The organism is Bacillus sp. FSL L8-0152, assembly GCF_038006365.1.
GTDB classification, from domain to species: Bacteria; Bacillota; Bacilli; order Bacillales; family Bacillaceae_G; genus Bacillus_A; species Bacillus_A cereus.
On sequence record NZ_JBBOVB010000001.1, the window covers coordinates 1491723 to 1505947 of the forward strand.

Genomic DNA, 14225 nt, shown 5'->3' on the forward strand with positions numbered 1-14225 from the left:
TCTTTTTTTATGTTGTTGAATGTAATAGACGATTATACGCTTTATAGGCTGTGGTGACTGCGAGGAATGAACCGATTAAAAATAAAACTGATCCGCCAAATGTAAATATCCGGCCGATAAATGTCGCTCTAGCTTCTTCTATTTTTTGTTGTAATTGCGTATTCATATTGATCACCTCGTAAACTATAGGCATTTAGTTATAGTCTATGTAGAATGCCTATATTGTGTGAAGTGTAAATAAAAAACCTCGGTAGGTACCGAGGTTTTTTATAATCCGATATAAGGAGATGGGTCGACTGCGTTTGTCTTGCCGACATTCCATTCTCCAAGATGAAGTTCGAAGTGTAAATGTTGTCCGTATGATTGGCCCGTGTTCCCCATAAATCCAAGCTGATCGCCTTGTTTTACAGTTTGTCCATTCGATACAGAACGGCTATTCATATGAGCATATACTGTCGTATATGTTTTTCCGTTTATACGGTGAGATAAATACACTACGTTTCCGTAACTAGATGATAATTCTGAGCGAATAACAACGCCATCTGCAGCAGCGATAATTGGAACCGTTCCCGAAGCGGCGATGTCAATTCCTTTATGGTTATCTAAAGAACGTACACCAAATCCGGAAGTTTTTGATCCAGCTGCTGGTTTGATAAAGCCACCGATGTTTGTATCATGTGGTGTTGGAGCTGCTTGAGTTGCTTGAGCAGATTTAGTAGCTTGTTGTTTGCGAGCCTCTTCTGCCTGGCGAGCTTCTTCCGCTTTACGAGCTTCTTCGGCCCGTTTTTCTTCTTCAATTGCTTTTTGCACAGCTTGACGTTGATTTTCTAAAATGCCTTTGGATTCTTCTAATCCTTCAATCTCTGAATCTACTTTTGCTACTTTCGTATGTAGATCGTTAATAAGAGTCTGTTGCTGCTGTTGGTTATTTTGTAATTCTTGTTGTTTTTGTTCTAGTTTTTGCTCAGATTCTTTCAGTTGTTGTTCTTTTTTCTCAACAGCTTCTTTTTCTGTAGTTACAGCATTTTGATCAGATGTTTGTTTTTTTACAATATCTGTATCGTTGTTTAATATTAAACTTACGGAGTACATATTATCAACAAGATCAGCAATGTTTGTAGAGTTTGTTAATACTTCTGTAATGATATTTGTACGCGGTTTTTCTTGCATAGATTGTAATCGTTGTTTAATAACTTCCTGACGTGTATCTATGTTTGTTTGTAATTGTTCTATATGTTTCTTTTTGTCAGTAATTACTTGTTGTGTTTTGCTAATTTCTTTTTTTGTATCGTTTAATTCAGCCTCGTTTTTATTAATAGAAGTAGTTAATTCATCGATTTTCTTCTGTAATTCTTGAATTTCTTTTTCTATTTGTTCTTTCTCGACTGATTTATTTTGTAAGTCACTTTGTTTGCCTTCTAATTCAGATTGAATGTTAGATAATTTATCTTGATTTGTTTCAGCGTATACGGGTGAAAGTAACGGGGAAGCAAAAATCGTTCCTGCTGCTAAAACACTAAACGCTGCAAATTTCTTTTTCATAGTTGTCTGACTCCTTTCCCTATGAATGTTATATATCATAAGAAGAAGAGTGTCTATCGTTGTAATCATAATGTAAAGAAAACTTTATAAAATTGCTAAGTTTTGTCGGAATTTATCATTTTTCAACTTTAATTGTCATAGTACTTACATTTTATTTATGGCTGTAATAAAGGTATATTTTGGAATTTATCTGTAAAATACAGGAGGAAAGTAATAGTTTTTATGGGGTGAAATAGTACTTAGAAAGCTAATAAAACACTAGTAAGGAATCGTTCTCATGTGAGGTTTTCTAACATGGGTTTATTTTTTGTCAAGAAAATTATTTGCATTCGGGGAAAGTTATTTTGTTGTCAGATTTTAAATTTTGATTTATGATTTTTAACAGGGACAAAATGTAGTGAATTGTCGAATAATATGTAATACTCTTAATTTCTTAGTTTTATAGAGATAGAATGAGAGATAGAGTGACACATCGAAGAGGGGGTTACAACAAATATGAAAAGAATAGGACTTGCATGGCAAATATTAATAGGGCTTGCGCTTGGTATTGCGGTTGGGGCGATTTTCTTTGATAATCCAGCTGTTGTGAAGTACTTACAACCAATTGGTGATATTTTCATCCGATTAATTAAAATGATCGTTGTACCGATTGTTGTAGCAAGTATTGTTGTTGGGGTTGCTGGTGTTGGCGATGTTAAAAAACTAGGTCGACTAGGCGGAAAAACAATTATTTACTTTGAAATTATTACAACAATTGCAATTATTGTTGGTCTATTAATAGCGAATATTTTCCAACCAGGAAAAGGCGTAAATATGGAGCAGTTAACAAAGACAGATATTTCGAAATATACACATACGACAGAGCAAGTACAAAGTCATTCATTTGCAGATACGTTTGTAAATATTGTTCCAACGAACATTATGAAGTCATTGGCTGACGGAGATATGCTTGCTATTATCTTCTTCTCTGTACTATTTGGTTTAGGTGTAGCAGCAATTGGTGAAAGAGGAAGACCAGTTCTTCAATTTTTCCAAGGTGTAGCTGACGCAATGTTTTATGTAACAAACCAAGTTATGAAATTTGCACCATTTGGTGTGTTTGCACTAATTGGTGTTACAGTTTCTACATTTGGTCTTGCTTCATTAATTCCATTAGGGAAATTGCTAATTGTCGTATATGGGGCAATGATCTTCTTCGTCGTAGTTGTCTTAGGACTTACAGCGAAAATATTTGGAATTAACATTTTCCAATTCTTTAAGATTTTAAAAGACGAGCTGATCTTAGCGTATTCTACAGCAAGCTCAGAAACAGTTTTACCAAAAATCATGGAGAAAATGGAGAAATTCGGTTGTCCGAAAGCAATTACATCTTTCGTTATTCCGACAGGTTATTCATTTAACTTAGATGGATCAACTTTATATCAAGCAATTGCGGCTATTTTCTTGGCGCAAATGTACGGTATTGATTTATCTATTACACAACAAATTACATTATTACTTGTATTAATGGTTACATCAAAAGGTATCGCAGGTGTACCGGGCGTATCATTCGTTGTATTATTAGCGACACTTGGTACAGTAGGTATTCCACCTGAAGGTTTAGCGTTCATTGCTGGTATTGACCGTATTTTAGATATGGCTCGTACAGCAGTTAACGTTGTAGGAAACTCTTTAGCAGCTGTAGTTATGTCTAAGTGGGAAGGTCAATATGACGCTGAAAAAGGACAAGCTTATTTAAAAGAGATTTCTGAAAAGGGTCAAGCTGCTTAATTATAATATGAACAAGCTCTCACATAATATGTGGGAGCTTTTCTGTATATAGAAGAGGAGTATACATAATGAAACGTAAATATGGTGACGGTTCTTCGTGGAAAAGACTAATAGAAAAGAGTTATAGGCTTAAGCAAGTGGAAGAGGGAATGCTCGGAATACTGGATATAAAAAAGGTGAGAGAGCCTAGTTGTAAAGAATATGATGGTAAAGAAATTTGTATTGCAAGTGATGGGTATACGTGGGTTCAATATTTCATTAATGGAAAGAACTTTGCGATTACAGTTATGTTAGATGATAGGCACAATTTAGTGCAATATTATATTGATGTGACGAAAGAATATGAAATAGACGATCGTGGTTTACCGTATTTTGATGATTTATATTTAGATGTAGTATTATTACCTAGCGGTAAGGTGTATGTATTAGATGAAGAGGAGCTAGAGGATGCTTATAAAAGTGGCGATGTCACGAAGGAAGAGTATGAGTTAGCTTGGTACACTACGAAATGGATATTAGCAGCAATAAAAAATAGTGAATTTTATTGGATTTCAATATTGGAAGAAGAAATCGAAAAGTTAAAATGATTATTGTATTCAAATTTTTGTATAATTACCAAAAAAATCTATACAAAAAATAATTGACTTTTGTTTTGTAAGCGAGTAAAGTTAGGGAAGAAATTATTATTAAAAAATAAATATGAAACCTTCTTATAAAGAGAGGCGGAGGGACTGGCCCTACGATGCCTCGGCAGCGGACTCGATTTCAGAGTGCTGTGCCAAATCCAGCAAGCATGTGCTTGAAAGATGAGAAGAGCGTTTCTTATAGATGTATAAGACCTCTTCTCACCGGAAGAGGTCTTTTGTTATTCATTAGAAAAAGGTTGAAATTAGGGAGAGATGGTACTTTGAAAGAAACGAGAGGAAATGGTTTAGCTTTATTACCACTTGGGATATTTTTGGCGCTATTTATTGGTTCTGGAATTATTACAGGTGATTTCTATAAATTGCCGATACTTGTAGCGATTTCAATTGCTGTAGGAGTCGCTTTAGTGATGAATCGTAAAGAAAGTTTTAATGTGAAAGTAGAGCGGTTCGCTAAAGGTGCAGGAAATCCGGATATTATGATTATGGTATTAATTTTTGTGCTTGCAGGTGCATTTTCTGAAACTGCTAAAGGAATGGGCGGAGTAGACTCAACTGTTAATTTAGCGTTAACTATTTTACCGCCAGGATTTATCGTAGCTGGAATCTTTGTTATTGGTGCATTTATTTCATTAGCAATGGGAACTTCAATGGGAACAATTGCAGCATTAGCGCCGATTGCTGTAGGTATTAGTGGTCAAACTGATATCTCAATTGCGCTTGCAATGGCTACTGTTGTTGGGGGAGCGATGTTTGGTGATAATTTATCATTTATTTCAGATACAACAATCGCAGCTGTTCGTTCACAAGGAACAGAAATGAAAGATAAGTTTAAAACGAATTTTTTAATTGTGTTACCAGCGGCTATTATTACAATTGTACTATTAGTAATAGTTACTTCAGGAAGTGACACGCAAATTAAAGCACATAGCTTTGATTGGATAAAGATTTTACCGTACGCAGGAGTACTTATTACAGCGCTACTTGGCTGGAATGTACTTATTGTATTAACTGGTGGAACTGTATTATCTGGTGTTATCGGTCTTATAGATGGAAGTTACACGTTAGAAAGTTTCTTTAAAAGTGTAACGACTGGAATGGGCGGTATGATGGAGTTAGTATTACTTGCTATATTAATTGGCGGTATGGTTGAATTAATCCAATATAATGGTGGTATTCAATATTTAATGAATGTATTAACACGTAATATTCGTTCGAAAAAAGGTGCAGAATTTGGTATTGCTGGTTTAGTAAGTATGACTAATATGTGTACAGCGAATAATACGATTTCGATTATTTTTACAGGCCCGCTTGCAAAAAATATTGCAGATCAATATGAAATAGACCCTCGTAAATCAGCGAGTGTATTAGATCTTTTCTCATGTTGTGTACAAGGATTAATTCCGTACGGTGCCCAAATGTTAACGGCAGCAGGATTTGCAGCGTTATCTCCGGTTGAATTGTTGCCATATGCATTTTATCCAATCTTAGTTGGAGTATGTGGGATTGTTTCTATTTTAATTGGATTTCCAAGATTTTCTAAAGTAGCTGAGAAAAAAGAGTATCATAAAACAGCTTAATTTAATATGAATGTTAGTAATTAAAAAAACGTGCAGAGAATAAACTCTGCACGTTTTTTTGCGTAAAGGGCTGAATATGACTCGGTCTTAAGTCTGAGTTAAAAACGGTTCTTAAGCTCGTTATGAAAAGATGAAAAAATAGTTAAGATAAGAGTATCAAATCGAAGGGAGGCAAGCACAAGATGAAACAATTTCTAGCGTTTATCGCAGCCGGTATTTTGGCTTTAATTGCTCTTGGTAGTCTTGCTGGTATTGTAGGATTCGCAATCGGAGCAGGAGTTGTATATTGGAGCTATAAATCATTTGTGCGAGCTAAGTCATTTTTTGGAAAGTTAGCTTGGGGTATTGTTGGTTTAATCGGTTTATCCATTGCGCTTTCTCATTCACCAGCATTAATCGGTATCGCTGCTTTAGTGGTTTTATACTACGGATACCGTGAGTGGAAAAAAGAAAAAGATGTAGTTGTTGAATCTGCTCCAGAAAGTTCTAAACCATATAGCAACTTTGAAGATGAGTGGAACAAATTAATGAAAAACTAAAACAATAAATCAAATTATAAATAAAGTAGAAGAGAGGAAGATTTATAATGAAACAATCTTTATTCGGACGTGTACGCGATGCAATTTTAGCTGATTTTCATAACGTGTTAGATGAGAAGGAAAGAAAAAATCCAATTGCGATGTTAAACCAATATTTACGTGATAGTGAGCGTGAAATAACAAAAATTGAGAAGTTAATTGAACGTCATAAAACATTAAAATCTAACTTTGCTCGTGAGCTTGAGCAAGCACGTTATTTCGTTAACAAAAGATCAAAGCAAGCTATCATTGCTCAAGAAGCAGGCGAATTACAATTGCACGAACGTGCGTTAGAAGAGGTAGCTTATTATGAAGGGCAAGTAACTCGATTAGAAGAAATGTATGCAGGTGTTGTAGAGCAAATTGATGAGTTAGAGCGTCGTCTTTCTGAAATGAAAAATAAATTAAAAGAAATGCACGCAAAGCGTATGGAACTAATGGCACGTGAAAATATGGCACATGCAAATCGTCGTATGAATACTGCGATGCATAAAATGGATGAAAATAATCCGTTCTTACGATTTGAAGAAATTGAAGATCACATTCGTGACTTAGAAACTCGTATGAATGAAGAACATGAGCGTGACACATTTGATATGAAAATTGCAAAACTTGAGCGTGAAATGAAAGAAAAGAATGATGTATCGTTAACGAAAGAGTTAACAAAATAATAGTAGTATATTATAAAACAGGCTTATGATATAGTGATAGGAGAAAAGGTGTTGGAAAGCAATGCCTTTTCTTCTATGTATATGTGACAAGAAGGGGGGAGCTGAAATGAAGAAACATTTTTCAAAGACACAATTAATGGGGATGCTCCTCATCATATTTGGATTCGGTCTTTTTCTTGATATGATACTTGGACATTTTGAACCAGGTGGTCTCATTTTTGCATTTATTATGCTTATGTTTGGAAGGCATTATCGTAAAAAGAATCGTTATGTACGGGGAAATGTATTTTTATTTGTTGGTGGTATCGTATTTTTATTCTTCTTATTTTCATCAGCAGCATTTGTTCTTGTCGTATTTGCTTGTTTAGCTTTAATTGGTTATCAATTGATTCAACAAGGGCATCAGCAAAAAGCAATGAAGGTTGAAATTAAAGAAAAAGGGATTATAGACGAAGAGAAGCAAATATATCGTACAGAACCATATTTGAAAAATATGTTTGTAGGCAATGTACGAATGATGGATCATATTTATGAACTTGAGGATATTAATGTTCAATACGGTGCTTGTGATGTGGAAATAGATTTAACTACTGCTATGATTCCAGAAGGGGAAACGGTAATTGTTATTCGGGGTGTCGTTGGTAATATTCGTTTATATGTGCCATATGATATTGAACTTTCTTTAAATCATTCTGTTATTGTCGGACGTGTGCTCTTGCCAGGTCATGAAGAGACAGGGTTTAACCGCAATGTTACATTTAGAACAGAGCAGTATAAAGAGGCTCCTCGTCGTATTAAAATTATTTCTTCGCTTGTCGTAGGCGACACGGAAGTGAGGAAAGTATAATGAAGAAACAAAAAAATATTTCGTGGATGTATATTCGTTATTCTATGTTGTCCTCAGTTAGTATCGCACTCATTTGTACAATTGTATATGTATGGAAAAGCGAGCAACAAGTGTATGATTTATTATGGAAGGAATCCATCGCTTCTGTTCCAATTGGCTTGTTTATTATGACTACAAGTTTACTTATTGGGGGAATTGTAGGATATGCAATCGGTTACTATATAGAGCAGCGTATACAAGGATTAAATACGTTTCTATTTGAAGTAGAGCGAGGGAATTTTCCGAGCGATGTTTCGTTTACTGCAGATGATGAATTTCATGAAGTGGAACGAAAAGTGATCGTTCTGGCTCGTCGATTAGAGGAGCAAGCTGGACTCTTTCAAAAAGTAACGAATGAACGAGCTCATTGGAATGAAGAGATGAGACAAGAAGCAATTTCTCAAGAAAGGCATCGTTTAGCAAGGGAGTTGCATGATTCAGTAAGTCAGCAGCTTTTCGCAATGTCGATGATGATGTCAGCGATTAATGAACAAATAACTGAATTTCCAGATGTGACAAAAAAACAATTACAACTTGTTGAAAATATGGTTGTAAATGCTCAATCAGAAATGAGAGCATTGCTCCTTCATTTACGTCCTGTACAATTGGAAGGTAAGAAACTGACAGAAGGTATAGAGGAATTATTAACGGAATTATCGCGAAAACAACATATGAAAATTGAATGGCTTATTGAGCCAATAGAATTAAAAAAAGGTGTAGAAGATCATTTATTCCGTATTGTGCAAGAAGCGTTATCAAACACGTTGCGACACGCGAAGGCAAAGAAAACAGAAGTGCGCCTTCGAAAAATTGATCAATATGCGATTTTAAAAATTATTGATGACGGCGTTGGGTTTGAAGTAGGCGTTAATAAGGCAGGTTCATATGGCCTAAGATCGATGCAAGAGCGTGTTCATGAAATTGGTGGGACACTCAAGGTGCTTAGTTTCCCGGCCAAAGGTACACAAATAGAAGTAAAAATACCGATTATGATTGAGAGAGGGGGAGAAGTATGATAAAAGTATTGCTTGTCGATGATCATGAAATGGTTCGTATGGGTGTATCGGCATATTTATCTACACAGCCAGATATTGAAGTAGTAGGGGAAGCTGAGAATGGACGAAAAGGATCAGAATTAGCATTGCAATTAAGACCGGATATTATTTTAATGGACCTTGTTATGGATGAGATGGATGGCGTCGAAGCAACACGTGCTATTATTCAAGAATGGCCAGAAGCAAAAATTGTAGTTGTAACAAGCTTTTTAGATGACGAAAAATTGTACCCTGTTATTGAGGCTGGTGCGACCAGTTACTTATTAAAAACATCAAGAGCAAGTGATATTGCTGATGCTGTACGAGCTACTTATGATGGAGAAACAGTATTAGAGCCGAAAGTTACCGGGAAAATGATGTCCCGTATGCGTCAAAAGAAAGAGCAACCTTTGCATGATGACTTAACGGAAAGAGAATTTGAGATTTTGTTATTAATTGCAGAGGGAAAAAGTAATCAAGAGATTGCGGACGAGTTATTTATTGCACTGAAAACGGTAAAGACACATGTGAGTAATATATTAAATAAATTGAATGTAAGTGATCGTACTCAGGCAGTTATTTATGCATTTAGGCATCAATTAACGAAGTGATAAAGTGAAGCTTTAATTGGCGGGGAATTCCTCGCTGATTATTGGCTCGCTACAATATAGATTTGGCGTTAAAACCATCGAATGTTTTTATTGACGATAAATAATGTAAGCGTTATCATTAAGGTGTTAACAGTACATATAAAGGGGAGAATGTATATGTTAGTTCAAACTATATTCGGAATGGATAAGTCTAAAAAATTAGGGGAGTATGTGAACGCATTACAAGCACTTTGTGAACAATATAATGTTGAAACAGATAAAATTGCGATTATTGAGGCAACAGAGGAATACTATTTATTTTTAGTAAAGCAAGAAGAGCGCTATGATGTTGTCAAGGTAGAAACAGTTGATACAAATATTGAATATTATACGAAAGCTTATAAAATAAGCAGTTTTAATCATACTGCTTATCAAATGTAAAAAAACTCCCTTTTGGGAGTTTTTTTAGGAGGCTTTTACTTCGTTAGATTCGATTAGTAATGGAACTTTTTTCGTACCGCTTAACTTAGCGATTGTAAGGCCAAGAAGAGCTCCTGCTAATGCTGGTATTAGCCAACCGATTCCTTCATTATATAAAGGGATAAATTCAAAATATGGTGTGATGAATGAAACTGAAATACCACCTTGTTTTAATCCATCAAATACGCTCACTACAGCTGATCCGATTAAAGCACATACATAAACAGAGCGATATCCACCGAAGTATTTATGAAGTAACGATAGTAGTACGAGTACAATCGCAATTGGATACACAACAAGTAGAATTGGAACAGAGATTGCGATAATTTTCGTTAAACCTAAGTTGGCAACTAATAATCCTAATGCGCAAATGATACTCGCGAATGTTTTGTATGAAAATGTAGTCAATAATGTTGAAAAATATTGGCTGCACGCAGATACGAGTCCAACGCATGTCGTTAAACAAGCGAGTGTAACGATAAGAGATAATAGGAGCAAACCATACGGACCGAATAATTGTTGTACGATAACAGTAAGTAGCTGTCCACCATTTTTTGCATATCCGAGAGAGACACTAGTTGCCCCCAGCCAGCCGAGTGCACCATATACAAGTACGAGTCCTGTAGCGGCAATAAGCCCTGCTTTTGCTGTGGCGATGGCAATGGACTTACGATCATTCACACCTTTAGAGCGAATTGCATTTACAACGATAATTCCAAATGCAAGTGCTGAAATGGTGTCCATTGTTAAGTACCCTTCCATAAAGCCTTTGAAGATTGGAGAAGTTTGATACTCTTGCATAGCTGGTCCTGATTGCCCAATTGGTGTAAAGACACTTTTAACAAACAATAAGAAAATTGAGAGTAATAAAATAGGTGTTAATATATTTCCAATACGATCGACAAGTTTAGATGGATTTAAACTCAGCCAAAATACGAAAGTAAAGAATATGATTGTATATACAAATAGCACTAGGCTGCTAGAGCGGATTGTTTCTGGTAAGAAAGAACTAACACCCATTTCATAAGCGACATTTGCAACACGTGGGATGCCCATGGATGGACCGATGGCAATGTATACAACTACTGTAAAGAAAATTCCGAATAATGGATGGGCATGACTCGCGAGTTGCTGCATCCCATTTCCTGATAGAGAAATTGCGATAACAGTTAGTAGTGGTAAGCCAACTCCTGTTAGTAAAAATCCAATCATTGCTGGCCAAAAGTTTTCACCTGCGTTTTGTCCAAGCATGGGAGGGAAAATTAAATTACCTGCCCCAAAAAATAAAGAAAATAGCATAAGACCCGTGAAAAAAATATGTTTTTTTGATACAGTGTTCATTGTTTTTCCTCCTTTTTTAAATTCATTTGTAAGAACACAAAAAACTCGTCCCTAAAGAAAGGGACGAGTTATATTTACCCGCGATACCACCCTAATTTACACATGTAGAAATAAATCTATATGTATACGGCTTTGCAACGTACAACATGATACGTGTTCCTTGTAACGGGGGACGGCCGGTAAGAACTTACTGTAACATTCGGTTCTACTTCTCGGAGATGATTTTCGGTTACGCACTGAACGTTGGCTTTCAGCAAATCGCCAACTCTCTGGGGAACAGTTCTATAACGTACTCGTTCTCGTCAATGAATTTTTATTCAAGTATTCTGACAGTATTGTTGCATGTTTTTTTTAGAAAGTCAATATGTTTTTTGAAAGATATATTTATATACGGAAATATCGAAAGTAATATTCGTTGTTGCAAAAGGAATAATGAATTGTAAAATGGGAGTAAAAATTTGTGGAGAATTGTAAAATTTATAGAGAAAGTTGATATTTATAGGATTAAAGAAGGGATTATTTGAATTTACAGAGAATATTACAACAATCCACTTGCTGGAAAGAACAAACCAAAAGAGGTGACTGAAATGCTTGCGATGGGAGTATTATTTGGCATTATTGCTATAATTGGTTTTATGTGGTTATATTATTCGCGTTCGTTTAAACAAGCAGAAGTTTTACTCTTTCAAAAAGGTAGTTTGTTGACAAATCAGTCTAGATATTTAGTATGTCCGAAGTGTGGAAGTGCACAGGCCAGAAGTGGAGGATATCAAGAGTGTTGCAAAATTAGATTATGAAAGAAAGGAAGCCTCACATTATTTTGTGAGGCTTCCTTCCTTACAACTTCATGGCGCTCCAAATTGTCCATCGATCTCTTTCAATAATAGGAGAGACGTTTTGTAATGCGGTCTGTATATGTTGTAGAAGTTGAGAAAGTTCATCATCTGTTAACTCATATAGAATGGATCGACCTGTTCGAGGAGATAAATCTTGTAGTAATGCTTCTACAGAATCATGTATTTTTCGTACTTCCCATTGTGTTTGTGTGGGAAGCACGTGAAGAGAATGTTTTTGTAATTCTTTCTGTATCGTGTTGGTTTTTGGACGTCTTTTTGACTCTATTTCAATGAGTTTTGGAAATATAGAGAAAAAATATCCACGAATGTATTCGGGACTTCCTGGAACTGTACAATCTTCAATCGTTCGATCTTGTAAAATAAGTACACCGTTTTTATTTAATATACGAGAAGCTTCACATAAAAATGTAGGAATGTCTTGTAAATGATGAATAACTGCACGAGAAATAACTATGTCGAATGTTTCATTAGGGTATGGGATATTATGTGCATCACCGTGGATGAAAGAAATATTTGGAATGTTGCCGCATTTTTCTTTTGCAGCTTGTAATATTTCTTTTGAAAAATCAAGTCCCACAACATTTTTGGCTCCCATAAGAGCAAGTTCTTTCGTATAAATCCCGCCACCGCAGCCAATATCAATTATTTGCTTGTTTTGTATGTCTGTAATGTTTTTTACCATTTCAGCCCAAGAAATATGAGCGTTTCTTGTTGCGTATGTGTATTTATTATTTGGATCATGAAAATTAATGGACATGATAAAGACCTCCTTTCAATGATTAGTATAACTTATTTAATAGGATGTCACGTTTTTGTTTTATGTATGAAGATTATAAGAATTTCTTATCGTAAAAGGAGGATTAATTTGAAAGGGAAATATGTATTGTTGTTATTTGTTATGTTACTAGCAGCTTGTGGTCAAGCTGAGCAAAAAAAAGAAACAAAAAAAGTAGAAGAGACGGTGAATGAAGTGAAAGAAACAATTGGGGTAACCGTTATACAAAAAAAACATAAAGAGAAAAAGTTGCAGGAATCAGAAGCGAAGTTAGTAATAGACATTTTGGATAAAGCTGAGAAACAAGAAATAACCGGAAGCTTCGGTGAACCTGAATATGAAATACAAATTAGTAGAGATGGGAAAAAAGAAACTTATTATGCATGGTTAAGGGGAGAAGATAGACGAGGATGGGTGCAATATAAGAAAGCTATGTATATGTTGAATGAAAAAGATACGGAAAAGCTTTTGGCTATATTTCCAAATGTTTCAGAACAAAAAGAAGATGAGATGCAGGTAGGTCCTTTAACGGAAGTAACAAAAAAAGATTTGCAGATTACTGCGTTTCATATTAAAGCGGGCGATCAAAACGTGAATTATATGGTACGGTATACGATTTCACAATCACTATATAACAAGTTAGTGAAGGAACGAGAGTATTATTTGCAACTCACTTTCCCAGAAAAAGTTCAAAAATTAATTGGAGCAAAAGAGAGTGAAATGATTTTAGGTGAAAAAGTAAAGGAAGGGTATAAGCAATATGAATTGCATGCTACTGTTCCGATAAAAGGTGCTTCAGAATCACAATTAAAATCATTAGAAACATATTACGAAAAGTATGATTTGAAAATATTAAACAGTGAAAAAGAAAAAATAGGCGTGTTTCAAAATATAATTCAAATCGTTAAAGAGTATGGTGAAAAAATGAATTTTCAAAGATAAAGTGAGACTTTAATCGGCAGAGGATGCTCATTTTTCGTTGATTAATAGTCTTTGCCAATTCGGCGTTGATTCCCGCTTAACTTCTTTGTTCCAACTGAATTTTGAGATAAGATCCTTATTGGCTGTAGCTGAATTGAAATTGTATGTAGCCTTTCCTAGGAAATGATAATAGAGAGGGGGGAAGAACACCCTCTCTATTATTTTGCTTTTGCAGATGGCTCATTCATTGATTTTCGTGTAATAAGAAATGAAATCATAAGAGCGGAAAGAATGATAAGAGTGATAAGTAAGTGATTTGGCAACCAATCTAATAATAATACATAGCTCACTGTATAAAAAATAAGAGTTGAAGCTAAAAATGATAAAACACTTATTATGAGAGATTGTAAATTCATTCGTATATACCTCCTTTATTTATATTTTTGGCTAAAAATGGATTAAATAAACATTATTTCTAACAATAGAAAAAAATATGTCATAATAGAGAAAAGAACAAGCTTTGATGAATGAATATGATTCATTAATGAGAGATAAA

The 14225-nt window shown here is 35.0% G+C and carries 16 protein-coding genes, 1 riboswitch and 1 other annotated feature; of the genes, 11 read left to right on the forward strand and 5 right to left on the reverse strand.

Annotated features, from left to right (window positions below; all coding sequences use genetic code 11):
* Positions 1-7: 7 nt before the first annotated feature.
* On the reverse strand, positions 8-166 hold the full coding sequence (locus MHH27_RS07615; protein ID WP_001095997.1) for a hypothetical protein: 159 nt from the start codon (positions 164-166) through the stop codon (positions 8-10).
* Positions 167-267: 101 nt separating this feature from the next.
* Positions 268-1542 carry a murein hydrolase activator EnvC family protein gene (locus tag MHH27_RS07620; protein WP_000726083.1) on the reverse strand — a complete coding sequence of 425 codons (1275 nt, stop codon included), beginning with the start codon at positions 1540-1542 and terminating at the stop codon, positions 268-270.
* A gap of 495 nt (positions 1543-2037) precedes the next feature.
* Between MHH27_RS07620 and gltP the strand changes: the two genes are divergently transcribed.
* From gltP to MHH27_RS07665, 9 genes are all read left to right on the forward strand, one after another.
* The gene (gene gltP, locus MHH27_RS07625) at positions 2038-3312 is read left to right on the forward strand and encodes a glutamate/aspartate:proton symporter GltP (protein WP_000821126.1); all 1275 of its coding nucleotides are present in this window, start codon (positions 2038-2040) and stop codon (positions 3310-3312) included.
* A gap of 68 nt (positions 3313-3380) precedes the next feature.
* The gene (locus MHH27_RS07630) at positions 3381-3899 is read left to right on the forward strand and encodes a DUF402 domain-containing protein (RefSeq protein WP_063546925.1); all 519 of its coding nucleotides are present in this window, start codon (positions 3381-3383) and stop codon (positions 3897-3899) included.
* A 120-nt stretch (positions 3900-4019) separates the two neighbouring features.
* Positions 4020-4125, forward strand: a riboswitch (SAM riboswitch).
* A 94-nt stretch (positions 4126-4219) separates the two neighbouring features.
* Positions 4220-5536, forward strand: a complete 1317-nt coding sequence (locus tag MHH27_RS07635; protein ID WP_000665496.1) for a Na+/H+ antiporter NhaC family protein — start codon at positions 4220-4222, stop codon at positions 5534-5536.
* Between the two features lie 182 nt (positions 5537-5718).
* Complete coding sequence (locus MHH27_RS07640; RefSeq protein ID WP_000808640.1) at positions 5719-6075, forward strand: lmo0954 family membrane protein; 357 nt, start codon at positions 5719-5721, stop codon at positions 6073-6075.
* A gap of 47 nt (positions 6076-6122) precedes the next feature.
* Entirely contained in the window at positions 6123-6785 is a 663-nt protein-coding gene (locus MHH27_RS07645; RefSeq protein ID WP_000814127.1) for a PspA/IM30 family protein, read from the forward strand.
* 106 nt (positions 6786-6891) lie between these two features.
* Positions 6892-7632, forward strand: coding sequence for a cell wall-active antibiotics response protein LiaF (gene liaF, locus MHH27_RS07650; RefSeq protein ID WP_000716094.1), 741 nt, complete (start codon positions 6892-6894; stop codon positions 7630-7632).
* Positions 7632-8687, forward strand: coding sequence for a sensor histidine kinase (locus tag MHH27_RS07655; protein ID WP_340942125.1), 1056 nt, complete (start codon positions 7632-7634; stop codon positions 8685-8687). Before liaF ends, MHH27_RS07655 begins: the two co-directional genes overlap by 1 nt.
* Positions 8684-9316, forward strand: coding sequence for a response regulator (locus tag MHH27_RS07660; protein ID WP_000598707.1), 633 nt, complete (start codon positions 8684-8686; stop codon positions 9314-9316). Before MHH27_RS07655 ends, MHH27_RS07660 begins: the two co-directional genes overlap by 4 nt.
* An 81-nt stretch (positions 9317-9397) precedes the next feature.
* A complete protein-coding gene (locus MHH27_RS07665) occupies positions 9398-9736 on the forward strand; it encodes a DUF3922 domain-containing protein (protein ID WP_072939635.1) in 339 nt (112 codons plus the stop codon).
* Between the two features lie 24 nt (positions 9737-9760).
* On the opposite strand, the gene brnQ3 is transcribed toward MHH27_RS07665, so the two are convergent.
* Positions 9761-11116 (reverse strand): branched-chain amino acid transport system II carrier protein BrnQ3, encoded by a 1356-nt coding sequence (brnQ3, locus tag MHH27_RS07670; RefSeq protein ID WP_340942128.1) that lies wholly within the window; start codon positions 11114-11116, stop codon positions 9761-9763.
* 56 nt (positions 11117-11172) lie between these two features.
* Positions 11173-11431: a binding site (T-box leader), on the reverse strand.
* Positions 11432-11703: 272 nt separating this feature from the next.
* Between brnQ3 and MHH27_RS07675 the strand changes: the two genes are divergently transcribed.
* Complete coding sequence (locus MHH27_RS07675) at positions 11704-11913, forward strand: hypothetical protein (protein ID WP_000880630.1); 210 nt, start codon at positions 11704-11706, stop codon at positions 11911-11913.
* A 40-nt stretch (positions 11914-11953) separates the two neighbouring features.
* On the opposite strand, the gene MHH27_RS07680 is transcribed toward MHH27_RS07675, so the two are convergent.
* Positions 11954-12730 (reverse strand): class I SAM-dependent methyltransferase, encoded by a 777-nt coding sequence (locus tag MHH27_RS07680; RefSeq protein WP_340942130.1) that lies wholly within the window; start codon positions 12728-12730, stop codon positions 11954-11956.
* Positions 12731-12838: 108 nt separating this feature from the next.
* Between MHH27_RS07680 and MHH27_RS07685 the strand changes: the two genes are divergently transcribed.
* On the forward strand, positions 12839-13690 hold the full coding sequence (locus tag MHH27_RS07685; RefSeq protein WP_053564905.1) for a hypothetical protein: 852 nt from the start codon (positions 12839-12841) through the stop codon (positions 13688-13690).
* A 197-nt stretch (positions 13691-13887) separates the two neighbouring features.
* Here the strand turns inward: MHH27_RS07685 and MHH27_RS07690 are convergent, their stop codons facing one another.
* A complete protein-coding gene (locus tag MHH27_RS07690; protein ID WP_001053359.1) occupies positions 13888-14085 on the reverse strand; it encodes a hypothetical protein in 198 nt (65 codons plus the stop codon).
* Between the last annotated feature and the right edge of the window lie 140 nt (positions 14086-14225).